At 71.9% G+C, this 21,387-nt stretch carries 25 protein-coding genes; 16 read left to right on the plus strand and 9 right to left on the minus strand.

Going from position 1 to position 21,387, the window contains the following annotated elements; translation table 11 throughout:
• Window positions 1–83 precede the first annotated feature (83 nt).
• The 3 genes from ABD901_RS31120 to ABD901_RS31130 all read right to left on the minus strand — a co-directional run bounded on the left by ABD901_RS31120 (window position 84) and on the right by ABD901_RS31130 (window position 3,669).
• Window positions 84–1,175, minus strand: coding sequence for a M48 family metallopeptidase (locus tag ABD901_RS31120; RefSeq protein WP_345132034.1), 1,092 nt, complete (start codon window positions 1,173–1,175; stop codon window positions 84–86).
• Complete coding sequence (locus ABD901_RS31125; protein ID WP_345132036.1) at window positions 1,172–1,951, minus strand: uridine kinase family protein; 780 nt, start codon at window positions 1,949–1,951, stop codon at window positions 1,172–1,174. Before ABD901_RS31125 ends, ABD901_RS31120 begins: the two co-directional genes overlap by 4 nt.
• 179 nt (window positions 1,952–2,130) lie before the next feature.
• A complete protein-coding gene (locus ABD901_RS31130) occupies window positions 2,131–3,669 on the minus strand; it encodes a cobyric acid synthase (RefSeq protein WP_345132038.1) in 1,539 nt (512 codons plus the stop codon).
• A gap of 130 nt (window positions 3,670–3,799) precedes the next feature.
• Between ABD901_RS31130 and ABD901_RS31135 the strand changes: the two genes are divergently transcribed.
• The 5 genes from ABD901_RS31135 (at window position 3,800) to ABD901_RS31155 (ending at window position 8,659) form a co-directional block, all read left to right on the plus strand.
• Entirely contained in the window at window positions 3,800–4,774 is a 975-nt protein-coding gene (locus ABD901_RS31135; RefSeq protein ID WP_345132040.1) for a cobalamin biosynthesis protein, read from the plus strand.
• 637 nt (window positions 4,775–5,411) lie between these two features.
• Window positions 5,412–5,960 (plus strand): DUF1444 domain-containing protein, encoded by a 549-nt coding sequence (locus tag ABD901_RS31140; protein ID WP_345132042.1) that lies wholly within the window; start codon window positions 5,412–5,414, stop codon window positions 5,958–5,960.
• A gap of 501 nt (window positions 5,961–6,461) precedes the next feature.
• Window positions 6,462–6,917: a hypothetical protein gene (locus tag ABD901_RS31145; protein WP_345132044.1), complete on the plus strand. Its 456-nt coding sequence runs from the start codon at window positions 6,462–6,464 to the stop codon at window positions 6,915–6,917.
• A 15-nt stretch (window positions 6,918–6,932) separates the two neighbouring features.
• Window positions 6,933–7,982 carry a sensor histidine kinase gene (locus ABD901_RS31150; RefSeq protein ID WP_345132046.1) on the plus strand — a complete coding sequence of 350 codons (1,050 nt, stop codon included), beginning with the start codon at window positions 6,933–6,935 and terminating at the stop codon, window positions 7,980–7,982.
• Window positions 7,979–8,659, plus strand: coding sequence for a response regulator (locus ABD901_RS31155; RefSeq protein WP_345132048.1), 681 nt, complete (start codon window positions 7,979–7,981; stop codon window positions 8,657–8,659). The genes ABD901_RS31150 and ABD901_RS31155 overlap by 4 nt, the downstream gene beginning before the upstream one ends.
• 17 nt (window positions 8,660–8,676) lie before the next feature.
• Here the strand turns inward: ABD901_RS31155 and ABD901_RS31160 are convergent, their stop codons facing one another.
• Complete coding sequence (locus ABD901_RS31160; protein WP_345132050.1) at window positions 8,677–8,937, minus strand: hypothetical protein; 261 nt, start codon at window positions 8,935–8,937, stop codon at window positions 8,677–8,679.
• Window positions 8,938–9,068: 131 nt separating this feature from the next.
• On the opposite strand from ABD901_RS31160, the gene ABD901_RS31165 reads away from it, so the two are divergent.
• From ABD901_RS31165 to ABD901_RS31175, 3 genes are all read left to right on the plus strand, one after another.
• Window positions 9,069–9,290 carry a hypothetical protein gene (locus tag ABD901_RS31165; RefSeq protein ID WP_345132052.1) on the plus strand — a complete coding sequence of 74 codons (222 nt, stop codon included), beginning with the start codon at window positions 9,069–9,071 and terminating at the stop codon, window positions 9,288–9,290.
• Window positions 9,291–9,390: 100 nt separating this feature from the next.
• Window positions 9,391–10,731: a condensation domain-containing protein gene (locus ABD901_RS31170; RefSeq protein WP_345132054.1), complete on the plus strand. Its 1,341-nt coding sequence runs from the start codon at window positions 9,391–9,393 to the stop codon at window positions 10,729–10,731.
• Between the two features lie 44 nt (window positions 10,732–10,775).
• Window positions 10,776–11,084, plus strand: a complete 309-nt coding sequence (locus ABD901_RS31175; protein ID WP_345132056.1) for a DUF4287 domain-containing protein — start codon at window positions 10,776–10,778, stop codon at window positions 11,082–11,084.
• Here ABD901_RS31175 and ABD901_RS31180 read toward each other — a convergent pair.
• On the minus strand, window positions 11,066–11,506 hold the full coding sequence (locus ABD901_RS31180) for a nuclear transport factor 2 family protein (RefSeq protein ID WP_345132058.1): 441 nt from the start codon (window positions 11,504–11,506) through the stop codon (window positions 11,066–11,068). The two genes, ABD901_RS31175 and ABD901_RS31180, sit on opposite strands and share 19 nt — an antisense overlap.
• 92 nt (window positions 11,507–11,598) lie before the next feature.
• Between ABD901_RS31180 and ABD901_RS31185 the strand changes: the two genes are divergently transcribed.
• The gene (locus ABD901_RS31185; RefSeq protein ID WP_345132060.1) at window positions 11,599–12,162 is read left to right on the plus strand and encodes a TetR/AcrR family transcriptional regulator; all 564 of its coding nucleotides are present in this window, start codon (window positions 11,599–11,601) and stop codon (window positions 12,160–12,162) included.
• Between the two features lie 128 nt (window positions 12,163–12,290).
• Here ABD901_RS31185 and ABD901_RS31190 read toward each other — a convergent pair whose 3' ends face one another.
• A complete protein-coding gene (locus tag ABD901_RS31190; protein WP_345132062.1) occupies window positions 12,291–14,345 on the minus strand; it encodes a cellulose binding domain-containing protein in 2,055 nt (684 codons plus the stop codon).
• 121 nt (window positions 14,346–14,466) lie between these two features.
• Between ABD901_RS31190 and ABD901_RS31195 the strand changes: the two genes are divergently transcribed.
• The 3 genes from ABD901_RS31195 (at window position 14,467) to ABD901_RS31205 (ending at window position 16,218) form a co-directional block, all read left to right on the plus strand.
• Window positions 14,467–15,303, plus strand: coding sequence for a hypothetical protein (locus ABD901_RS31195; protein WP_345132063.1), 837 nt, complete (start codon window positions 14,467–14,469; stop codon window positions 15,301–15,303).
• 3 nt (window positions 15,304–15,306) lie between these two features.
• The gene (locus tag ABD901_RS31200) at window positions 15,307–15,768 is read left to right on the plus strand and encodes a WapI family immunity protein (RefSeq protein ID WP_345132065.1); all 462 of its coding nucleotides are present in this window, start codon (window positions 15,307–15,309) and stop codon (window positions 15,766–15,768) included.
• Window positions 15,769–15,834: 66 nt separating this feature from the next.
• Window positions 15,835–16,218, plus strand: a complete 384-nt coding sequence (locus ABD901_RS31205; protein WP_345132067.1) for a hypothetical protein — start codon at window positions 15,835–15,837, stop codon at window positions 16,216–16,218.
• A 130-nt stretch (window positions 16,219–16,348) separates the two neighbouring features.
• Here ABD901_RS31205 and ABD901_RS31210 read toward each other — a convergent pair whose 3' ends face one another.
• Window positions 16,349–16,930 (minus strand): transglutaminase-like domain-containing protein, encoded by a 582-nt coding sequence (locus ABD901_RS31210; protein WP_345132069.1) that lies wholly within the window; start codon window positions 16,928–16,930, stop codon window positions 16,349–16,351.
• A 26-nt stretch (window positions 16,931–16,956) separates the two neighbouring features.
• On the opposite strand from ABD901_RS31210, the gene ABD901_RS31215 reads away from it, so the two are divergent.
• Window positions 16,957–17,472: an AAA family ATPase gene (locus ABD901_RS31215; RefSeq protein ID WP_345132071.1), complete on the plus strand. Its 516-nt coding sequence runs from the start codon at window positions 16,957–16,959 to the stop codon at window positions 17,470–17,472.
• Between the two features lie 203 nt (window positions 17,473–17,675).
• On the opposite strand, the gene ABD901_RS31220 is transcribed toward ABD901_RS31215, so the two are convergent.
• On the minus strand, window positions 17,676–18,098 hold the full coding sequence (locus ABD901_RS31220; RefSeq protein WP_345132073.1) for a nuclear transport factor 2 family protein: 423 nt from the start codon (window positions 18,096–18,098) through the stop codon (window positions 17,676–17,678).
• Window positions 18,099–18,186: 88 nt separating this feature from the next.
• Here ABD901_RS31220 and ABD901_RS31225 point away from each other — a divergent pair, with 88 nt between their 5' ends.
• Window positions 18,187–18,933: an MmyB family transcriptional regulator gene (locus tag ABD901_RS31225; protein WP_345132074.1), complete on the plus strand. Its 747-nt coding sequence runs from the start codon at window positions 18,187–18,189 to the stop codon at window positions 18,931–18,933.
• Here ABD901_RS31225 and ABD901_RS31230 read toward each other — a convergent pair.
• Entirely contained in the window at window positions 18,926–20,056 is a 1,131-nt protein-coding gene (locus ABD901_RS31230; protein WP_345132352.1) for an FAD-dependent oxidoreductase, read from the minus strand. The two genes, ABD901_RS31225 and ABD901_RS31230, sit on opposite strands and share 8 nt — an antisense overlap.
• Window positions 20,057–20,084: 28 nt before the next feature.
• On the opposite strand from ABD901_RS31230, the gene ABD901_RS31235 reads away from it, so the two are divergent.
• Both ABD901_RS31235 and ABD901_RS31240 read left to right on the plus strand, forming a co-directional pair.
• Window positions 20,085–20,810 (plus strand): TetR/AcrR family transcriptional regulator, encoded by a 726-nt coding sequence (locus ABD901_RS31235; protein ID WP_345132076.1) that lies wholly within the window; start codon window positions 20,085–20,087, stop codon window positions 20,808–20,810.
• Window positions 20,811–21,073: 263 nt separating this feature from the next.
• Window positions 21,074–21,355, plus strand: a complete 282-nt coding sequence (locus ABD901_RS31240) for a hypothetical protein (protein ID WP_345132078.1) — start codon at window positions 21,074–21,076, stop codon at window positions 21,353–21,355.
• Window positions 21,356–21,387: the final 32 nt, after the last annotated feature.

The following is a 21,387-nucleotide window of genomic DNA, read 5'->3' on the forward strand; positions in this document are numbered from 1 at the left end:
TGCGTCCTGCGCCTCCGCCGGCCCGCCGTCCGAGCCGGCCGGAGCCCTTACGCTCGTCCACGCGGAGGGAGCTCTACCTCCGTCTACGCCTGCGCCTGCGCCGGCCCGCCGTCTGAGCCCTCGGTCCCGTTGCCGCGCATCCAGCCGCGCATCCGGCCCGCACCCGCGCCGACCCAGCCGCCGACGTCCGCGGCGCCGTCGCCGAGCTTGCGCAGCAGCGACACGAGCGGGTCCTGGGACCGGCTGAACGCCTCCCGGTACGAACTTGCCGCGGCCTTGATCTCCTCAGTCACCGATGCGTTGCCGTCATCGTCCCGGCGCGGGTAGTCGCCGGACAGAATCCTCTGGTACTCCCCGCTGTCGATCCACGCCCGCACCTCGGCCGCCCGCGCGACCGGCATCGGGTGCGACCGCGCCGTCACCATCCGGATCTTGATCAGGCTGTCGCGCAGGTCCCCGGCCCGGTCGAACTCGGCCGCCTGCTCCAGGAACGCTGTGGTGTCGACCTCGGAGAGGTCGCCGCCGCCGGCCAGCTTCATCGCCAGCCGGAGCGAGGCCGGCGGGTCCTGGCAGGCGAGCAGCCCGGCCCGGTCCGCGGACAGCTCCGCCTTGCGCCACCACTCCATCAGCGCCGCCACGATCGCCCGCAGCACCATCGACCCAACGGGCAGCCAGGCCAGCCGCACCGCCCAGTCCGTGAGGATCATGACCATCGTCCGGTACACCGCGTGCCCGCTGATCAGATGCCCGAGCTCGTGCCCCAGCATGCAGCGCAGCTCTTCGTCGTCGAGCAGCTCGACGGCGCCCGAGTTGACCACGATGAACGGCTTCGACATGCCGATGCACATGCCGTTGATCGAACGGTCCTGCTGCACGAACAGCTCCGGCAGCTCGGCCACGTCCAGCGAGGCGGCGGCCTCGGCCAGCAGCCGGTGGACCCGCGGATACTGCCGGTGGTCGACCCTGATCGCGTTGCCGAGGAACTGCAGCCGCCAGGCCCGCTCGTTCCACAGCGCGTGCAGCGACTTGAGCACGTCGTCGAACCCGCGCAACTCCCGCAGCGCGACCAGCGCCCCTCGGTCCGCCGGGTGTTCCCAGGCCCGCGAACTGATGCCGGTCAGCACCACCCGCCGTCGCGCCGGAGGATTCCCGCTCTGCGCCTCGTCGGTGCTCATCCGCTCTGCTCCTCCCCGTCCGGCCTGCTCACCGGATCGTCCCCCAGTGTCGCTCCGGCCGTCCACCCGATCGTGCCGATGATGTACTCAATTTCCGGATCATGCGCCTCCATCGGCGCCCCGTCCACCAGCACATCGACGCTCTCCGGCGTCGCGTCCTCGGCGAAATGGCCGTCCTCGCTCGCCATCCACCGCTCCCACTCCGGCCGCAGCGCCTCCCCGTCGCGCTCCAATCCGCGCCGCAGCCGCAGCTCCCGCGGCGCGTCGACCAGCACGCTGAGCGTCAGATCGCCCCGCATCGCCACCGATGCGCTGCCCACTCCCTCGACGATCAGCACGTCGGGCGGCTCGATGGCAGTCCAGTCGTCGAGGAGCCGCTCAAGCCCCCAGTCATATCGCCGGTACGCCCCCGCCTCGCCCCGCCGAAACGGCTCGAACACCCACTCCCGCAGCCGCGGCTGCCAGATCAGCATCTTGGCCCACCCGTCGAGGTAGTCGTCGGTGTTCAGCACCGTCACCCGCCGGCTCTTCTGCAGCTCCTCGGCGAGCCGCCGGGCGAACGTCGTCTTCCCCGACCCGGCCCTCCCGTCGACCCCGACCAGCCGCACCGCCCCCAGCCGCGCCGGCCGCGCCAGCACCTCCGCAGCGAGCTCCCGATACGTCCCTTTCACCATCTCCCCCGTTCCCTGCCCATCCGCACTGCCAACCGGCCCCGAGGTCGCGCCCGGCCCAAGCTTTGAGTCCGCCATCCCCATGCGGGTTGTCTCCACCGTCATCGCGCGCCCGGCGTTCTTCCCCTCGTGCGGTCGGTGCTTCTTCCAAGCATTCCTCGCTTACGGGTCATCGCACCCCTATGGCGCCCAGTCCGTGTTTACGCGTCGTCGCGCCACTATGGCGCCCAGTCCGTCACGCGCGATCGCGCAACCCGACGGCGGCGGCCGTCTCATGCACGCAGTCATCGCGTCCCCACGGTGATCGTCGGCAAACCCGCAGGCGCGCCCCCTTCGATCAGGCGCCACAGCGCGTCGGTGTCGAGATGCTCCTCGACCAGGTCGCCCAGCACGTCCACGGTCCGCTCCCGCAACGCCGCGAACGAGATGTCCGGCGCAACCTCGAACCCGTGCCGCCCCGCGAGCCGCGCCGCCTCCGCCAGGAACGCGCGCCGGAAAGCATCCGACTCGAACGCCCCGTGCCAGTGCGTGCCGAACACGTTGCCCGCGACCGCACCCTCCCCGCTCCCGTCGGGCAGCCTGATCAGCGGCCGTTCCGCGCCGCGTGTGACCTGGCCATGATGGATCTCGTACCCCTTGACGGGCACCCCCTCGAACGCCGTCCCGCTCGGCAGCGCCAACGTCTTGCGCTCCGCGAACGCAATGTCCATCGGCAGCAGCCCAAGCCCCCCGACGGTCCCCTGCCCGCTCTCCACCTCGTCGTCGATGCGCTCCGCGAGCATCTGAAACCCGCCGCAGATGCCCAGCAGCGGCCGCCCGGCCTTGGCATGCCTGACGATCGCGTCGGCGAGCCCTCGCTCGCGCAGCCACGCCAGGTCGTCCACAGTGGACTTGCTGCCGGGGATGACCACCAGGTCGACGTCGGCGATGTCGGCCGGCTCGACCGTCAGCCGGACCTGCACCCCGGGCTCGCACGCCAGCGCCTCGGCATCCGTCGCGTTGGACAACCGCGGCAACCGGATCACGGCGACCCGCAGCCACTGGCTGCCTCGGGCCGGCGCGGGCCGCCCGAGCACCCGCCCGTCGTAGGCCAGCGAGTCCTCCGCGTCCAGCCACAGGTCGTGGGACCAGGGCACCACCCCGAGCGTCGGCCGCCCGGTCAACTCGGTCAGCGACTCGACCCCGGGCCGCAGCAGCCCGGCGTCGCCGCGGAACTTGTTGATGACGAACCCGCTGACCAGCGCCTGATCCTCGGCGTCGAGCAGAGCCACCGTGCCGAACAGCGCCGCGAACACCCCGCCGCGGTCAATGTCGCCGACGACGATGACGGGCAGCTCGGCGGCTCGCGCGAGCCCCATGTTGGCCAGGTCCATGGCCCGCAAGTTGATCTCCGTCGGGCTACCCGCACCCTCGCAGATCACCACGTCGTGCCGCCGCCGCAGGTCGGCCAGTGTCTCCAGCACCGTCGAGCGCAGCCGGTCCTTGATCTCCGCGTAGTTTGCGGCGCCGATGTGACCGACCGCCTGCCCCAGCACGATGACCTGACTGCGCCGGTCCGAGCCGGGCTTGAGCAGCACCGGGTTGAACCGCACGCTGGGCGCGAGCCCGCAGGCGACCGCCTGGAGCGCCTGCGCGCGCCCGATCTCTCCGCCGGTGCCGTCCGGCTCGATCGCGACGGCCGAATTGTTGGACATGTTCTGCGCCTTGAACGGCGCCACGTTGACTCCCTGCCGATGCAGCCACCGGCAGATTCCAGCCGTGAGCAGGCTCTTGCCCGCATCCGACGTGGTTCCTGCGACGAGCAGACCACCCTTGCCTTCCACGCCGCCCATTCTCACCCGGCGGTACGACAAGAAATCCGCCCGGCCGCCGAATGTGATCGACCCATCACCCTCGGCAACCAACCCGCCGCCCACCGCCAAAACTGTCAGAGGCCCCCGGTACGTTCGCCCCATGAAATTCTTGGCCGCCTCACGAGCGGACGCCGTCGGCCTCGTCCTGGGCGCAGTGCTCGACGCCGTCTTCGGCGACCCGCGCCGATGGCACCCGGTCGCCGGCTTCGGCCGGTTCGCCGGCGCGCTGGAGGGCCGCCTATACGCCGACAGCCGGTGGGCCGGCGCCCGGTTCACCGCCGTCGCCGTCGGCGCGCCGGTGGCCGCGGCGGCGATCGCCGCCCGTCTCACCCGCGATCGCCCGGTGGCCCGCACGGCGCTGGTCGCCGCAGCCACGTGGTCCGCGTTGGGCGGCACCAGCCTGGCGCGCGAGGGCCGCGTGATGGCCGACCGCCTGACCGCCGGAGACCTGCCGGCCGCCCGTGAACAGCTGCCGAACCTGTGCGGCCGCGACCCGAACGCGCTGAACGCGCCGGAGCTGGCACGGGCAACGGTGGAGTCGCTGGCCGAGAACACGTCGGACGCCGTGGTCGCCCCGCTGTTCTGGGGCGCGGTGGCGGGACTGCCCGGCATCGTCGGATACCGCGCGGTCAACACGCTGGACGCGATGGTCGGCCACCGATCGGCTCGATACGCGCGGTTCGGCACCGCCAGCGCCCGCCTCGATGACGTCGCCAACCTGGCACCGGCGCGCCTCACCGCCGCCCTGACGGTCGCCGCCGCCCCGCTGGTGGGCGGCAGCCCGGCGCGCACGTTGCACACCTGGCTGCGCGACGGCTCGCACCACCCGAGCCCCAACTCGGGCCAGTGCGAGTCCGCCGCGGCCGGCGCTCTGGGTGTTCGGCTCGGGGGGCGCAATGTGTACGGCTCGCGGGTAGAGGAGCGGCCCCACCTGGGCGACGGACCGCTGCCGACACCGGCCGACGTGCGCCGCGCCGCCACGCTCACGGTCGCGGTCGGAGCGGCCGCCGTGGCCCTGGCCGCCGTCGCGCGTCTCGGCCTCGCCCGTCGGCGCGGCAGCCGCCGAAAACCCTGACGACGGTGGCGCTCGACAACGCCGCACGGCCCGGCCTCGCCCGCCGGCAACGCAGCCGCCGAAACCCTGACCGCGGGGCGCTCAACCAACCTGACCACGGTGGCGCTCGACAAAGTCGCACGGCCCGACCTCGCCCGCCGGTGCCGCAGCCGACGGAACCTGGACCGCGGGGCGCTCAACCAACCTGACCACGGTGGCGCTCGACAAAGTCGCACGGCCCGACCTCGCCCGCCGGTGCCGCAGCCGACGGAACCCGGACCGCGGGGCGCTCGACAAACCTGACCGCGGTTGCGCTCGACAAGGCCGCACGGCTTGGCCTCGCCCGCCGGCGGCGAAGCAGCCGAAATCCCGGACCGCGGGGGCGCTCGACAAACCTGACCACGGTGGCGCTCAACAAAGCCGAGCAGGAGGTGATGCTCGACAGACCTGACCGTGGTTGCGCTCGATGGCGGCGGATTGTCGATGGGGCGTGACTGACGGTTGATGCGAGGAATCGAGGCGAGACGGTTGGAGAGGAGGGCAGTGCGGACGGTGACGAGCGTAGGGACTCATCGATGGGTGGCGGGGGGCTTCTAGCAAGCAGATGGTGCAAAAACAAGAGCTTGTCTCGCATCCGTCACAGTCTTAGTTTGCTGTCGTGCAGCTCGTGCTCCTCCCCGTTCTCGCACCTCTTCGCGACTTTCGGCGCGACGATGTGCATGCGCCTGTGCTCGATGAGTTCATTGGTGGGCTGGGAGTTGGCTACAGCTACGGGCCGCCGTTCGGTCAGCGGCTCGTTACCTGGGCCGACCTGCAACGCATGGAGCTTCCCCGCCGCATGCTGCGCCGACAGGCCGCCCACAACCTTGATGCGCGGCTTGGTGCCGTTGGGGTACATGGTCAGCCGCCGGCGCTCATGCTCACCTTTGAAGGGATCGCGTCCAGCCTGCTGCTTGCCGAAGGGCTGTGGGCGGGGCTCGAACGGTCGGTGCCCGGCGAGCTCGTTGTCGGGGTGCCGGCGCGGGACGTCGTCATCGTGACCGGGTCGCAGTCGCCGCCGGGGCTCGCGAAGGTGCGGCGGGCCGTTGACCGGGTGTTCTTCGCCGGGGATCGGCATCTGCTCTCGCAGAAATTGCTGGTCCGGAGGCGAGGGATCTGGGAGCCGTTCGCGGCCAGTCCGGCGCGGGCGCCTCAGGCCGCGTACTGACGCCCGCCGCCAGCGAGGTCAGCGCCACCGGGCGGCCTGGCCGGCACCGCCCACCCGCCACCGCGAGCAGCACCGCCCACCCGCAGGCGTGAGCCAGCGCCAACCGCCAGCGACATCTGCACCGGCCACCCGTAAGCGAAGTCAGCGCCAGCCGCCAGCGTGGCCGGCGCCAACCGCCAGCGACGTCTACACCGGCCACCCGCAAGCGAAGTCAGCGCCACCTGCCAGCGTGGCCGGCGCCAACCGCCAGTGACGTCTGTACCGGCCACCCGCTAGCGGAGGCGGCGCCCACTGCCCAGCTGTGAACTCGGCGCCGACCGGCCGAGTGTCGAGGTCGGCGCTGTGCGCCCGCCAGCGAGGTCAGCTCCGGGCGGGTCCGTGCGTTGTGCACAAGGCGCCTGGTGGAGTGAAGCGAGGCCGTGCGGGGTGGGGCTGGCCTCACCGGGAACACTGCTGGCAGCGGCAGTGATCGATGGGCGGGTTGAGGCCAGAGTGGGCCTCATGATGAACGAGACGAGAGAAGTCGCGGCGAAGTGGGTGCCGCTTGTGGTCCGGCGGGCGTTCTGGCTCTGGGTTCTGGCTGTCGTTGCGGGGGCGGTTGAGACCGTCTTCGTTGTCGGGAGCGGAGACGCTGGGAGCGGGGGCGACGTCGTAGTCGGGGTGCTGGTGCGGTGCCTTGCCTACGGGGTCGTGCTCGGGCTGGCGATGCTCATGCTGCGTGGGAAGCGGTGGGCGCGGATCGTCCTGGCGCTCGGCGTGGGGATCCTCGGGACGCTCTCGCTGGTCATGGAGCCGATCGAGTGGGTGCTCGATGGGAACTCGGTCAGCGGACTGCTGGAGAGGGCCGACCTCGCCTGGTGGGGGACGGCCGTGTCCCGGGCGGTGCATGTCGGTGCCGTCTGGGGTGGGGTCGTGTTGATGTTCATGCCTGCGGCTAACCGGTACTTCCGGAAGTGACCGTAATATCTGGGCATGCGCCGGGATGTCCTGCTCGCCCTGGGATTTGCGGTTGTCGTGGGCCTGGGTGGGTGGAGGGCTGGGCTGGGGCAGGAGCCGCCGCGGGAGTTGGACCTCGTCGGGTACCTGTTGATGGGGGTTGCCGCCCTCGGGCTTGCGTGGCGGAGGCGGGCGCCGGTCGTCGCGCTCGTCGGCGCCGTTGGTGTCAGCTCCGTCTACCTGCTGGTCGGGTACCCGTTCGGGCCCATGTTGCTGACCGTCGTGTGGGCGATGTTCGAGTATGCGCGGCGCAGGCCGTTGCGGGACTCGGCGCTCGCGGCGGGAGTGGCGGCGGTTGTGTCGGTGGCGGCCGTGTTGCCGCGGCTCAGCAGTCATCTTGACCTGCTGGTCGTAGGGCTGGTGCTGTGGGGGGCCTGCTGGCTCGCCGTGCCCTGGTCGCTCGGGGCGCTCGTGTACATGCGCGGGCAGGCCCAGGCGCAGAAGGAGATCGAGCTGATCCGGCGGGCGCTGCTGGAGGAGCGGATTCGAGTATCGCGAGAAGTGCACGACGTGGCGGGGCACGGGTTTGCGGTCGTGGCCATGCAGGCGGGGGTGGCGCTGGTCGTGCTGGATGAGCGGCCGGAGCAGGCACGGGAGGCGCTGCGGGCGATCCGGGACACCAGCCGGGCGGCGCTGGACGAGTTGCGGGCGGTGATCGAGAACATCGATGCGCCGGCCGACATTGCGGCGCTGGTGGAGCAGGTGCGCGGGGCCGGGGTCGAGGTGGTGCTCGAGCATGATGAGCTGGTGGGGGCCAGCGACGGGCAGCGGCGCATCGCGTACGAGGTGGTGCGGGAGTCGCTCACCAACGTGTTGCGGCACGCCGGCGACAGCAGGACCACCGTCGAGGTGCGGCGGGAGGGCGAGGACGTCACCGTTCGCGTTGCCAATGACAACCGGGGGCGCATCGGGGGTGCGCCGGGGCGCGGCATCGAAGGGATGCGGGAGCGGGTGGCGGCGGCCGGCGGGAGCTTTGCGGTCGATGCGGGGCGGACCTTCGAGATCCGGGCGAGGATTCCGAAGTGAGCGGCTCCGCTATCGGCGGCATTCGGGTTGTCGTGGTGGATGACGAGGCGCTCATCCGCAGTGGGCTGCGGATGCTCATCGAGCGCGAGAACGACCTCGAGCTGGTCGGGGAGGCCGGCGACGGGGGCGCGGCACTGGAGCTCATCCGGCGGGTGCGGCCCGATGTGGCGCTGCTGGATCTTCGGATGCCGGGGATCGACGGGTTGCAGACGCTGCGAGCCATTGCCGATGATCCGCTGCTGCAGGCAACGCGGGTCGTTGTGGTGACCACCTTCGAGACCGACGAGAACGTGTTTGCGGCGCTGCAGGCGGGGGCCGCGGGGTTCGTGCTCAAGGATGCCGAACCGGCGGAGCTGATCCGGGCCGTGCGGGTCGTGGCGGGGGGTGAGGCGCTGCTGTCGCCGTCGGTGACGCGGCGGGTGATTGCGCGGTTCGGCGGGGCCGGCGGACAGGCGGTGGACGTCAGCGCGCTCACCGAGCGGGAGCGGGAGGTCGCGGCGTGGGTGGCGACCGGGCGGTCCAACGACGAGATCGCCGCGGAACTGGCGGTGAGCCCGGCGACGGTCCGGACCCATGTCGGGCGGGCGATGCTGAAGCTCAACGCCCGCGACCGGGCTCAGCTCGCGGTGTTCGCGATTCGGGCCGGGCTGACCGTGCGCCGGGAAAGCGACTCCTGAGAACAGCCAGAAGAAAGCTATGAGCCCGCGAGATCCGCGGCGATGCGGCGCAGGACGTCGGCCACCGGCTCGCCGGTGCGGCGGCTGTGGTCGAGCAGGATGAGGGCGGCCAGGTTGGTCATGCCGGTGAAGGCGCGGCCGACGTCGGCCACGGTGTCCTCGTCGCCGATCATCTGCTGCAGGTAGCCGCTGCGCGTCGCGGCGTCCTGCGGCGCCTGGAACAGCAGCGTCAGCACGCCGATGGCATTGCGCGTGTCCTCGAGGCGACGCTCGTCCATGACCATGAACCTTATCGTTGGGCGATGACGGTCGACGGGCAGCCGGGCACGGGTGCGGCGGAGATCTGTTTCCGGGTGTTCGGGGTGCTGGCGCTGGCGCTGTGGGCCGGGTTCGCGGGCGGCTGCTGCTGATGTCGCCCGCCACCGAGGACCCCGAAGGGTTCAACGCACTCGCGGGGTGGATCTTCTCCGCCTTCGCGCTGCCGCTCGCGCTGATCTTCACCGGCGGGGCGGCCATCGCGCGGGCCACCGCCCGCGGTGGGATCGGGTGGGTCGTTGCGGGTGTCGTCGCTTTCCTCGCGGTGTGCGCTACGCCGTGGCTGTTGAAGGCAGTGATGGCGGTCATTCAGTGAACGACCCGAGAGAGCGCTCTCGCAACCCTCCGAAGGGCTGATTGACTCTTGTCCATAGCTCCCCAGAATTGGCCCACGGGGCGAGTCGGAGGGAGTACCGATGGGCACCGAAACGCGTCGGATCACCGTGCCGTTCGCGGGCGCCGGAGCCGGAACGGCGCCGATGACCTGGGCGCAGCTGGGCATCTGGAAGACGATGGTCCGCACCGGCATCAACATGAACATCGGCGGGACGGTGCCGATGCCGCCCGGCACGACCGTCGAGGAAATGCAAACGCTGCTGCGGTACCTCGTGAGCCGCCACCAGTCCCTGCGCACCCGGCTGCGTTTCCACCCCGACGGCGCCGCCGAGCAGGTCCTGTCCGAGGCCGGCGAGCTCACCCTGGAGCTGGTCGACGCCGACGACCCGGCCGCGGCCGCCGAGGAGGTGCGCGCCCGCTACGCCGCGCAGGCGTTCGACTACGAGCGCGAGTGGCCGGTGCGGATGGCGGTGGTGCGCGGCGGCGGGGCCGTGACCCACGTCGTGCTCATGTACTGCCACCTCGCCGTCGACGGCTTCGGCATCGAGGCGATCGTGCGCGACATGGCCAACCTGGACCCGGCCACCGGCGAGGCCACGGCGCCGGTCGACGCGCTCACCCCGTTCGAGACGGCGGCGAAGCAGGCCGGGCCGTCGGGGCGGCGCGCCGCGGAGAAGTCGCTGCGGCACTGGGAGCACGTGCTGCGCGACATCCCGGAGCGGCGCCTGGGCACGTCGGACGACCCGCGCGAGCCGCGCTACTGGGAGCTCATCCTCCGCTCCCCCGCCATGCACCGGGCGCTGCCGGGCATCGCGCAGCGCACCGGCATCGGGCCGGGGTACATCCTGCTCGCCGCGTACGCGGTGGCGCTGTTCCGGCGCACCGGGCGCAATCCCAGCGTGGCCCAGCTCGTGGTGAGCAACCGCTTCCGGCCCGGGTGCGGCGACTCGGTCAGCCAGCTCGCGCAGCTGAGCCTGTGCTCGATCGACGTGGCCGGCGTGCCCTTCGACGAGGCCGTCCGGCGGGCCTTCACCGCGGCGACGAGCGCGTTCATGCACGGCTACTACGACCCGGCCGGCCTCGACGCCCTGGTCGCGCGGGTCGCGCAGGAGCGGCCCGGGCTGGAGTACGACATCATCGTCAACGACCGCATGGGCGTCATGGCCGGCGCGGACGCGATCGCCGACGGCGGGCCGGTCGCGCCGACGACGACCCGGTGGAGCCGGAAGGTCGACTCGCTCGACGCGGTGCTCAACATCAGTTTCGACGCCGCGCCCGACGCCGTCGAGGTGACGGTCTGCGCCGACACGCACCGGCTCTCCCCGGCCGGCATCGAGGCCCTGGCCTGGGAGATCGAGCGCGTCACAACATTTTCCGAGGACGCTGTCGAAATCGCGGGGGCCTCTTCGACGCAGGGGTGAAGGCGCACCACAGGGCGCGCCCCGCTGATGAAGGAGAGTCCGCGATGTCGTTCCAGGCCTACCTCGACGCCCTCGAGACGAAGACCGGCAAGACCCCGCGCGAGCTGCTCGCCCTCGCCGCCGAGCGCGGGCTGGAGGGGCCGGCGACGAAGGCGGCGCCGGTGGTGGACTGGCTGCGCGACGACTACGGGGTCGGGCGCGGCCACGCGATGGCGCTGCTGCACGTGATCAAGAACGGGCCGAAGATCCCGACGAAGCACGTGGGCACCACCGGCGCGCACCGGGACGAGTCGGACACGCTCTGGCTCGACGGCAAGGCGACCCGGCCGGCCGTTCAGGCGGCGGGGCGCTGAGCCTTGACCGCGGCGACGACCTCGTCGAGGCGGCCGCGGACCTTCGCCGACGTGAGGTGGTCGAAGTAGTCGCGGGACTCGACGATCTGGCCGTCGCGCACGCGCAGGACGAAGATGCCGGGCAGGACGAAGGGCTCGCCCGTCGCCTCGACCGTGCCCTGGTACTCGAACTCGGCGACGATGACCTCCGGGTCGGCGGTCTCGTGGATCGTGATGTTGGTGGCGCGGCGCAGCAGGCCCGGGGAGACGTCGGTCGGGCGGAAGTGCTCGCGCAGCTCGTCGCGGGTGCGCATCGCCGGGGCGCGCAGCGGGTGGAACGGGTGGATGACGTCGGTCTGCTCGGCGTAGAGGTCGGCGAGCTCCTCCCAGCGGCCGTCGGCGACGCCGTTGACGAGCGCGAGGAAGACTTCCTGTGGGCTCATGGGATGCTCCTGTCCAAACTGGTTGAGACCTGATCCGAAGTGTCGACTCCGATACTACGGAGTCACCACTTCGGATAGCAAGGGCGGGAGCGATGAGTACCCCAGGCATGCCCCGGCGCGTCGACGCGCGCGCCAACCGCGGCCGCATCCTGGACGTCGCCGAGGAGGTCTTCGGCGCCGGCGGCGAGTCCGCCTCGACCGAGGAGGTGGCGCGGCTCGCGGGCGTCGGCATCGCGACGGTGTTCCGGCACTTCCCGACCAAGGCGGCGCTGCTGCAGGCGGTGCTCGTGCGGCGGTTCGAGCGGCTGCGCGAGCAGGCCGAGGCCCTGCTGGACAACGAGGAGCCCGGCAGCGCGTTCTACGCCTTCTTCCGCCACCTCGTCGCCGACGCGGCGACGAAGATCGCGATCGGCGAGGCCCTGCTCGACGCGGGCGGCGACGGCGAGGCCTTCCAGGCCTCCAACGGCCTGCGCCGCGCGGTCGGTGCGCTCCTGGAGCGGGCGCAGCGGGCGGGGGCGGTTCGCGAGGACGTGGAGCTGCCCGAGGTGTACGCGCTGCTGGTCGGCATGTCGCGGGCGGCCGCGCACATCGGGCCCGACGACGAGGTGACCGTGCGGGCGCTCGCCATCGTCTTCGACGGGCTCGCGCCGCGGTGACTGTGCGCGGACCCGGCGTGGCCCGGGAGTCACGGACCCGGACCACGGCGGACGTCGCGGTAGCTCGGATCTTCGGCAAAAGGCGCCGCGGACCGTGACCGGCCCGCGGCGCCCTCGGTGCGACGGCGTTATGCCGCCGAGCAGACGTTGCCGTTGAGCGTGAACGCGGACGGCAACAGGTTCGGACCACTGTAGGAGCCGACGAAGCCGATGCTCGCCGAGGCGCCCGGCGCCAGGTTGGTGTTGAAGTCCGCCGGGGTCACGCGGACCGTGGTGCCGGTCTGGGTCCACGTGCCGTTCCAGCCGCTGCTCACGCTCTGCCAGGTGGTCGGCCACGTGAACGTCAGCGTCCAGTTGTTGATCGCGGCGGTGCCGGTGTTGGTGATGTCGATCGCGCCGACGAATCCGTTGCCCCAGTCGTTGGCGTCGGTGATGCGCACGCTGCAGGTGCTCGTCGCGGGCGCGCCGGTGATGAACGTCAGCGGCGGGGACGACCAGCTCACGCGGCCGGCGCCGTCGCGGGCCAGCACGTTCACCGTGTACCGCGTGCCGGGGGTCAGGTTCGCGGCGGTGAACGTCGTCGCCGTGGTCTCGCCCAGCTGCTCGCTGCGCGCGCCGTACTGGCGGTAAACCTCGTACTTCACGCCGGCCTGCGTCGCGGGCCAGGTGAGGGTGGCGCTGCGGTCGGTGACGGAGGCGAGCGACGGGCGGGCCGGCGCCTGCGGAAGGGCACCGGACGGTGACGACGGGTGCAGGGTGAGGACGGTCAGCGAGTAGGGCGGCAGGTTCTGCGCGGCCGCCGTGCCGGTCGCCGCGGAGGTGATGCCCGCGGCGCCGTTGAGCAGGGACTCGACCGTCGGCGCAGCGGCGGACGGCGTGTAGCCGCTGTAGCTGATCTGCACCGGGTGGGCGTTGGCCGGGTCCATGTTCACCAGCAGCACCGTCAGGTCGCCGTTGGCGCGGCGGGCGGCGTGCGCGGCGACGAGCGCGTTGTCGGTGCCGGCGCGGATGAGCTGGTCGCCGGGGCGGGCGAAGGAGTGCATGAGCTTCAGCGCGTGGTACGGCGCGAACGGGGTGTTCATCGGCGGCTCGCAGACCGTGCCGCCGGACTGGCAGCCGCCGCTGGAGAGCATGCCGAAGTCGCCGTAGTCGGTCTGGCCGCCGACCGTGGAGACGTTGCCGATGCCGTTGTGCACGTCCCACCAGTCGACGGTGAACACGCCGTTCTCGAGCATGCCGCTGTAGGTCTGCGCGAGGAACAGCGCGCCGGGCTGGGTGTTCTGGCCGACGCCGACGTTGGTCTCGGTGAGGCTGATGCCGATGCGGGCGGCGTTCGCGCCGGCGTACCGGGCGATCTGGGTCTTTGCCAGGTACATCATGTCGTCGATCTGCGCCGGCTTCGTCAGCGAGTCCGCCTCGGAACTCCCGCCCGGGTACCAGTGCAGGTCGACGAAGTCGATGTACGGGCCGGCGGTGGACAGCACGACCTGGTTCCAGGTGCCGGCGTCGCCGCCGCCGACGAGCCCGTCGGGCCAGTTCGCCGGGGTGGTGAGCACGGCGCCGACCTTGATGTTGGGGTCGACGGCCTTCATCGCCCGGGCGAAGGCGACGACGCCCTGCGCGTACGCCGCGGGGCTCTTGTCGGCGTGGTCGTCGGCCTCCCACGCGGTGCCGTAGTGCCCGTTGCCGTAGTTCTCGTTGCCGATCGTCCAGTAGTTGGCGTGGTAGCCCTTGGTCACGTTGGCGTAGCGCACCCAGTCGGCGGCCTCCTCGGCCGTACCGGTGCCGTAGTTCGCGATGATCATCGGCTGGGCGCCGACGCGCTGGGCCGAGGCCATGAACGTGTCGAAGTCGGTGCCGGGCGCGACGTAGCCGCCCGGGGCGGTGTGGGTCTTCCAGTGGTAGATGTCGGCGTACGAGCCGCCGGGGTAGCGCATCATGCCGACGCCGGCGGCGCCGAGCAGGTCGGACACGGCGGTCGTGCCGAGCTCGGCGTCCCAGATGGCGTCGTTGACCCCGAGCGCGGTGTCGGCCACGGTGGCCAGCCCCGCTTTGGCGTTGACGGTGACGTTGGTCGGGACGGGATCGGCGTACGCGCTGGTCAGCGGGGCGCTGCCGAGCGCGCCGGCCGCGACGAGCAGCGCGAGCGCGCTCCCGGCGCGGCGCACTGAACCCTGAGGCATGGCGGTGCGACCTCTCGATCGGGACGGGGGGAATCGCTTCGACGCTCGAACCCGCGGTGTTCCCAGGCAAGGTCGCGCCCGTCTTGTCGGTGTTTGTCGATGTGTTTGCCGCGAACCTTTCATGGATGCTGGACGGGTGCTCGACTGGCCGTCCGCGTTCGGTGCCTTCCCGCTGACCGGGGAGGGCCGCACCGTGGCCACACGCGCGGCGGCCGACCTCGACGCGTTCCTCGGCCCCGACTGGCTCACCCGCGCGGCGGGCCGCCTGCGCCTGGCCGGCGCGTCCTTCGCCGAACTGGTCGCGCTCTGGGCCCGCCTGCGCCTGCTCGTCGAGTCCAACGTGCAGGGCATCGCGAAGCTGCGCGGCAACCTGGCCCGCAACCCGAGCCGCGACGAGTTCCGCCACGGCATCACGCAGGCCCGCCTGGCGGTACAGGGCCTGCTGGCCGGCGAGCGCCCCGTGCTGGAACCCCCGGTCGGCGACGTGCGCCTCGGTTCGCTACTGCTGGAGCTGCGCGGCCTGTACGAGGCCGGCCCCGGCATCACGCGGCGCATCGTCCGCGCGGTCGAGCTCAAGGCCAAGCAGACCCGCACCGAGCCGGCCGTCTGGGTGTGGATCGAGGACGAGGGCGCGCTGGGCGCGGGCTTCGCCGCCGAGGCCCTGGATCGCGTCTTCCACACCTGGCCGCACCTGCGCGGCGTGGTCCTGTCCATGACCTCGCCGCCCCCACCCCCTCCCACGGCAACGGAACGCTTCGAGCGCGGCGCCCGCTTCGTGCGCACCCTGCCCGGCGGCGCTGTGCGCGAGTCCGTCGTCGTGCATCGGCCGGGCCCGGAGCCATTCGGGTTCCAGCTGGTGTGCTCGCTGTGCTCCGACGAGCCCGCCTGGCTCGACGCGGCCCTGGCTCGCCTCGGCCACCCCGGCGGCCTGCAGTCCCTCGTCCTGGCAAACTCATGAACCGTGCGCTTGATCGACGCTGCCGGCCACGGCGTGGACCTGCGCGTGACCGGATACCAGTTCCCGGACGCCGAGAGCCTCGCCCAGCGGTACAGCTGGCACATGGTGGAGGGGACCGCAACGTGCCCCGACGGTTCGTGGACGTTCCGCTACGCCGCGCTCACCTGCGACGAGACGCCACACGTCGCAGCCTGGCTGCGAGGCGTCGCCCGTAGCGAACGCTCGGCGGCGGCACCCGGCGCTCTGACGTTCACCGAGCCCAACCTGGCCCTGGCCGTCGCCGGGTACCGGTCCGGCCTGGTGGCGCTGGAGGTCGGGCTGGATCTGGAGTTCTCCCCGCCGTGGCACCGCAGGCGCACCGCCGGTGAGCCGTTCGTCGTCCGTTGCCGGCTGGCGCCTGAACAGCTCGAGCGCGCCGCAACCGAATGGGAGCAGGAGATCGCGCCCTACCCGGACGGCCCATAGGCGGTGCGCCCGGTCTGTCCGCAGTGGACGGTGCCCGCCGCACTGTACGACCCTATGCTGTCCGCCATGCCCAGCGTCCGAACCCTCCTCGCCGGCCTCGCCCTGGGCGCCGCGGCGGGCGCCGCCGCGACGTACGCCCTCACCGCCCACCGCGGCACCCCGACGATCGTGCGCGGCGAGGTACGCGGCGTCTCCGCCGACTCCCCGACCGCCGACGTGCACGCGATCGCCTTCCGCTTCGACGGCCGCACCTATGCGACCCCCGGCGAGGGCGAGAGCGTCCCGGTCGTCACCGACGTGCCGTGGACCGACGCCGCGGGCGCACACCACGAGGGCGACCGCCCCGCCTGCCTCGCGACGGGCCAACGCGTCGAACTGGCCGTGCTCGACGTCCGCGGCCAGGGCGCGTGGGCGCCCAACCTGGTTGTCTGGGTGCACTGCCTGACGTGATTTCGTGAGATCCGAGCTACCGCGACGCCCGCCGTGGTCCGGACCGTGACTCCCGGGCCACGCCAGGCCCGCGCATAGTCACCCCCGCGCCTAGCGGCCGCGCCCTCGATATGGGCACCCGCCTGCGCGCCTAGGACGCGGACGGCTCCCCAGGCAGCCCGCCCGCGCGCAGCGTCAGCACGTCCGTCGTCGCGCGCAGCACGGCCAGCACGCCCGGGTCCGGGACGGCGTGGACGGCCTCGTAGTCGCACTCCCCCGCCGCCTCGTCGACGGCGAACGCGAGCCGCGGCTCGCCGAGCGAGAACTGTGCGTCGATCCCGCGCTCGTTGCCGCGCGGGTCCTGCCGGTGCCATTGCCCATCGAGGTGTACGGCAACGAGCCCGTGCAGCACGAACCCTCCGTCGCCGGCCGAGAGCCGCTGGTAGCACAGGCCCGCCGGCACCCCTTCGGCCCGCAGCAGCGCCGCGAGCAGGTGCGACTTGGCGTAGCACAGCCCGACCCGGTGCTCCAGGACCTCGGCGGCGGTGACCGTCACCCGCGGGTCATCGGCGTCGAACGAGTGGCGCACCTCGTCACGCACGAACTCGTACGCCGCCCTGGCAAACTCGGTATCGTCGCGGTGCCGCACACGCAGCTCGGCCGCGACCGCACGCACGGCCGGATGGTCGGCCTGCACGACATCGCCGGCGGCCAGGAACGGATCGCTCGACACGCCCCCGAGCCTAGAGGATGAAGCGCATGCGCATCGGTGTTGCCGGCGCTCACGGCACCGGCAAGACGACTCTGGTCGAGGACCTGACGTCCCGCCACCCCTCGCTGGCGAGCGTGCCGGAGCCGTACGTGCTGCTCGAGGAGCAGGGCTACGAGTTCGACCACCCGCCTTCCCCGGCCGACTACATGGCGCAGTTCAGGGCGTCGCTGCGCCTGCTCCGCCGCCCCGCGGCGAGGGTGGTCTTCGATCGGACACCGCTGGACTTCGTGGCGTACCTCCGCGCGTCGGGCACCGACCTGGAGTCGGACGCGGACGTGGCCGCACTCCGCTCGGCCATGGCGAGCCTCGACCTGCTCGTGGTCGTCCCGATCACACCCCTCCTACCACCACCTCCGGACTTCGCCGACCTGCGGGCGGCGATGAACGACGCCCTGCTGGACCTGGTCTACGACGACGAGGTGCTCGACGGGGTCGAGGTCCTGGAGCTCCACGGCCCGCTCGACGGCCGGGCGGACGCGGTCTGCAAGGCCCTGGCGCTCTAGCGGTCGGGCGCCCTGCGCCGGCCAGACGAAACGGGTTCTATCCGGCCGGGCGCGGCGCTGCGGGGTGACTATGCGCGGACCTGGCGTGGCCCGGGAGTCACGGCCCGGACCACGGCGGACGTCGCGGTAGCTCGGGAGAACTCGAGCATCGCGGCCTTGGCGGCCCCGGCCGCCTCCCGGTCGAGCGCCGGCGGGCTACCGGATCATCGCGCGAGCTGCGCCCCTTGCCGCTCGGCATGGCCGGGTGGCGCCCACCAGGCCAGGTTGGCGGCCACCTGGGCGATCGGCTCGATGATCTCCCAGCCCTCGGCGATCAGGCCGTCGCCGTCGATCCGCCAGATGTCGACGACCACGATCTCCGGGCCCGGGCCGGGAAGCCAGCGCCGCGAGTGCACGACGACGTGGTCGCCGTCGCCCAGCACCCGATGGATCTCGACCTGCATGCCGGCGAGCGGCACCAGCGCGGCCTCGACGGCGGCGAGCCACTCCGCCTTGCTCGACTCGACCGCCCCCGGCCGGTGATGCACGAAGTCCTCGCTCAGGAACGCCCCGAGCGCGCCGACGTCGCTGGTCTCGAGCAGCCCGGCCAGCGCCCGTTGCACGATGGTCTTGTTGTCGATGTTCATGGGTTGCAGTGTTTCCGCGCGCCTTCCGGCTGTCGATGAAATGCGAGTTCATGGCGTTCGGCGCGCGGCGATGAGTACCCTCGTGATCATGGAACCGGTCGGGGAGCTGCTGCGCGGCTGGCGGCGGCGGCGCGGCATCAGCCAGCTGGACCTCGCGATCGCCGCGGACGTCTCGGCTCGACACGTCAGCCTGGTCGAGACCGGCAAGTCGAACCCGAGCGCCGCCATGGTCCTGCGCCTGGCCGACCAGCTCGGCGTGCCGCTGCGCGACCGCAACCGGCTCCTGCTCGCCGCCGGTTTCGCGCCCCGCTACACGGAGCGCCCGCTCGACGACCACGCCCTGTCGGCCGCCCGCGACGCGATCCGCCGGGTGCTCCAGGCACACGAGCCCTATCCGGCGCTGGTCTTCGACCGCCGCTGGAACATCGTGATGACCAACCGCGCCATCGAACCGTTCTTCGCGCAGGTGGACCCCGACCTGCTGCGCCCGCCGGTCAACCTGCTGCGCCTCGGCCTGGACCCGCGCGGCCTGGCCCGCATGGTGGTCAACCTGGCCGACGTGCGCGCGATGTTCCGCGCCCGGATCACCCGGCAGCTGGCCGCCGCCCCCGACCCCGAGCTCGCCGCACTCTACGAGGAGCTCCTCGAGGACGCTCCGGGCAAGCGGATCGAGGCCGACGTCCTGATCCCGATGATCCTGCGCGTCGACGACCGGGAACTGCGCCTCTTCTCCACCATCACCACCTTCGGCACCCCGGTGGACATCACGCTGGACGAGGTCGCGATCGAGCAGTACTACCCGGCCGACGCGGAGAGCGCCGCCTACTTCACGTGAGGTCTGCGGGTGCCGGTTCAGCGGGCCGGGCCGTGAAGAAGCGGACGATGTCCTCCGCTGCGGTCGGGGACAGCATCATCGCCTGGACTCGTGCGGACATTTCGGCGATCGGGTGAATCCTGGCGAACATCGCCTCCTCGTACGTCCGGATTGCCGAGTCCGGGTCGGCGGGGTCGGCGGCGAGCCGGCCGGCGAGCTCGGCGCCGTCGAGCATGGCCTGGTTGGCGCCCTCCCCGACCGGCGGCATGAGGTGCGCGGCGTCGCCGATGAGGGTGATGCCCGGCCGGCCGGCCCAGCGCGTGCCGGTGGGCATCGCCTCGATCAGGCGCGGCACCGGCGCGCTGTCGCCGGCCTCGATGAGTGCGGTGAGGCGCGGGTCCCAGCCGGCGAACATGTCCAGCAGAGCGCGCTTACTGCGGTAGGCGTCGATGGGTTGGTCGTCTGCGCGCAGCGAGATCCCGACCCTTAGGCTGCCGTCGCCGAGGCGTTGCGCTGCCAGGATCTGGCTCACGCCGATGCACCACAGGTTCCCGGGGCCGACCAGCTCGGCGAGATCGGGATGGCGCCGGTCGACGTCGCTGATGTTCAGCTCGACGAGGGTGACCACAGGGGACAGTTGGACGTCGGTCAGCAGGGACCGGACGGCCGAGCGCGCGCCGTCCGCGCCGATGAGGATGTCGCAGCCGGTTCGGTGGCCGCCGTCGAACGTCAGTTCCCAGCCCCCGTCGGGTCGCGGGGTCGCCGCGACAAGCCGGTGCCGCCAGACAACCGTGTCGCCGGGGAGGGAGTCGAGCAGAAGATCACGCAGTGCGCTCCGGTCGATCTCGGGACGTCCGGAGAAGGAGCCGGGTTGCGGCTCATGGTGTACCAGGGTCCGTCCAGTCGGGTCGAGGATGCGATGTTCCTCGCCCTCGGGCCGCGCCCGCGACTGGAACCGGCCGGCGAGACCCGCCTCGGCCAGCGCCCGTTGCCCGGACTCCGGGTGCAGGTCGAGCGAGCCGCCCTGCGCCCGCGCGGATCGGCTTGCCTCGCGTTCGTACACCACCGCATCGATGCCGTGCCGATGCAGGATCCGTGCCAGCGTCAGCCCGCCAAGGCCGCCACCGGCGATCGCCATTCGCATGCTCACCCCGTTACCGTACACTGTATTTGTGGATACACCGTACGGTAGCGAAGCGCTGCCCGTTTGGGAACGGCCCGAACCCCAGCCGCGGGCGGCGCCGGTGCCGTTGAGCCGCGAGAAGATCGCGACTACGGCGATCCGGCTTGCCGACGCACACGGCCTCGACGGCCTGTCGGTCCGCAAAATCGCCAAAGAGCTCGGCGTCGGCCCGATGCGGCTCTACGACTATGTGCTCAACAGATCCGAACTGCTCGACCTGATGGTCGACGTCGTCTATGCCCGGATCGCCGAGGCCGGCCAGCACACCGGGTGGCGCGCCACGGTACTGGCCATCGCCCACGCGACCCGCGACGCCGCCCTCGACCATGAGTGGTTCTCCGACCTGCTCGGCGGAAGGCCACACCTGGGACCCCACGCGCTCGCCGTGGGCGAGGCGACCGCGGCGGCGCTGAGCCAGGCCCCCGGCGTGTGCGGCATCGACGATCTCCAGCGGGCTCTGGGCGCCCTCAACGCCTTCATCATCGGAGCGATCCGCAGAGAGGTCACCGAGCGACGCACCACCCGCTCCACCGGCACCGATGAGGCCGCCTTCCAGGCCAGCCTCGGCCCGTACCTCACCCGCATGTTGCAAACCGGCAGGTATCCCACCGTCGCCCGGCTCGTCATCGACGGCGCCCACCTCAACGCCGAGGAAACCTTCGACCACAACCTGACCACCGTGTTGGACGGCATCACCAGTCGTCCCCCCACGTGACCTACGACCTCGGGTTGAGAAGGCAACCTTTGGTGGGGGCGTCGGTGGCAGCCTGGTCTGGAGGCCGCACGGCGCTGGGTCGGGGGTTACCCCTCACAGCGGTGGCGCCCCTCCCCGCCGCAATCTTGCCCGCGCGTCGCCGCCAGGCATAAGCGCGGGTCGCGGAGCGACCCGTGGGGCGCCGCGGTGATGCGCGACGGCGCCGATGCCTGTTGCTCGACACGCTTCAGTTCAGCCGGTGGATCCGGCGCTAGGGTGCAGGCATGTCCCGTGTGTTGGCGCCATTGCTGGTGGGCGTACTCATGGGGCTGCTGGCGGCCGCGTTGTTCATCTTGCGTCCAGCGTCAGCACGGGAGGAACGAGAGCTACGTCGGGCTTACCTGCAGCGCCGGCGGCGGCGTGAGTGGTTCGCAGGGAAGGAGCTATTCGTAGACCGGCTCGGCTCCACACGGCGCGGCGCCCTCGTGCTCGTCGTCTGCTTCGGGGGCCTCGCGCTCTGGTGTTTCACGTTGGCGACCATCGCGCTGGTTCGCCAATTGCCGTGAGCTCGCCAGGTCTCGCGGTCGCGCCGGCATTC

The organism is Dactylosporangium darangshiense, from assembly GCF_039537565.1.
Lineage (GTDB): Bacteria > Actinomycetota > Actinomycetes > Mycobacteriales > Micromonosporaceae > Dactylosporangium > Dactylosporangium darangshiense.

Bases quoted from the DNA above. Each gene is read 5' to 3' on its own strand.
- ABD901_RS31160 (WP_345132050.1), bottom strand. From the start codon at position 8,937: ATGGACGAGCGTCGCCTCGAGGACACGCGCAATGCCATCGGCGTGCTG.
- ABD901_RS31135 (WP_345132040.1), top strand. From the start codon at position 3,800: ATGAAATTCTTGGCCGCCTCACGAGCGGACGCCGTCGGCCTCGTCCTG.
- ABD901_RS31185 (WP_345132060.1), top strand. From the start codon at position 11,599: ATGAGTACCCCAGGCATGCCCCGGCGCGTCGACGCGCGCGCCAACCGC.
- ABD901_RS31220 (WP_345132073.1), bottom strand. From the start codon at position 18,098: ATGAACATCGACAACAAGACCATCGTGCAACGGGCGCTGGCCGGGCTG.
- ABD901_RS31190 (WP_345132062.1), bottom strand. From the start codon at position 14,345: ATGCCTCAGGGTTCAGTGCGCCGCGCCGGGAGCGCGCTCGCGCTGCTC.
- ABD901_RS31195 (WP_345132063.1), top strand. From the start codon at position 14,467: ATGGATGCTGGACGGGTGCTCGACTGGCCGTCCGCGTTCGGTGCCTTC.
- ABD901_RS31145 (WP_345132044.1), top strand. From the start codon at position 6,462: ATGATGAACGAGACGAGAGAAGTCGCGGCGAAGTGGGTGCCGCTTGTG.
- ABD901_RS31230 (WP_345132352.1), bottom strand. From the start codon at position 20,056: ATGCGAATGGCGATCGCCGGTGGCGGCCTTGGCGGGCTGACGCTGGCA.
- ABD901_RS31225 (WP_345132074.1), top strand. From the start codon at position 18,187: ATGGAACCGGTCGGGGAGCTGCTGCGCGGCTGGCGGCGGCGGCGCGGC.
- ABD901_RS31215 (WP_345132071.1), top strand. From the start codon at position 16,957: ATGCGCATCGGTGTTGCCGGCGCTCACGGCACCGGCAAGACGACTCTG.
- ABD901_RS31170 (WP_345132054.1), top strand. From the start codon at position 9,391: ATGGGCACCGAAACGCGTCGGATCACCGTGCCGTTCGCGGGCGCCGGA.
- ABD901_RS31205 (WP_345132067.1), top strand. From the start codon at position 15,835: ATGCCCAGCGTCCGAACCCTCCTCGCCGGCCTCGCCCTGGGCGCCGCG.
- ABD901_RS31125 (WP_345132036.1), bottom strand. From the start codon at position 1,951: ATGACGGTGGAGACAACCCGCATGGGGATGGCGGACTCAAAGCTTGGG.
- ABD901_RS31120 (WP_345132034.1), bottom strand. From the start codon at position 1,175: ATGAGCACCGACGAGGCGCAGAGCGGGAATCCTCCGGCGCGACGGCGG.
- ABD901_RS31240 (WP_345132078.1), top strand. From the start codon at position 21,074: ATGTCCCGTGTGTTGGCGCCATTGCTGGTGGGCGTACTCATGGGGCTG.
- ABD901_RS31175 (WP_345132056.1), top strand. From the start codon at position 10,776: ATGTCGTTCCAGGCCTACCTCGACGCCCTCGAGACGAAGACCGGCAAG.
- ABD901_RS31150 (WP_345132046.1), top strand. From the start codon at position 6,933: ATGCGCCGGGATGTCCTGCTCGCCCTGGGATTTGCGGTTGTCGTGGGC.
- ABD901_RS31165 (WP_345132052.1), top strand. From the start codon at position 9,069: ATGTCGCCCGCCACCGAGGACCCCGAAGGGTTCAACGCACTCGCGGGG.
- ABD901_RS31180 (WP_345132058.1), bottom strand. From the start codon at position 11,506: ATGAGCCCACAGGAAGTCTTCCTCGCGCTCGTCAACGGCGTCGCCGAC.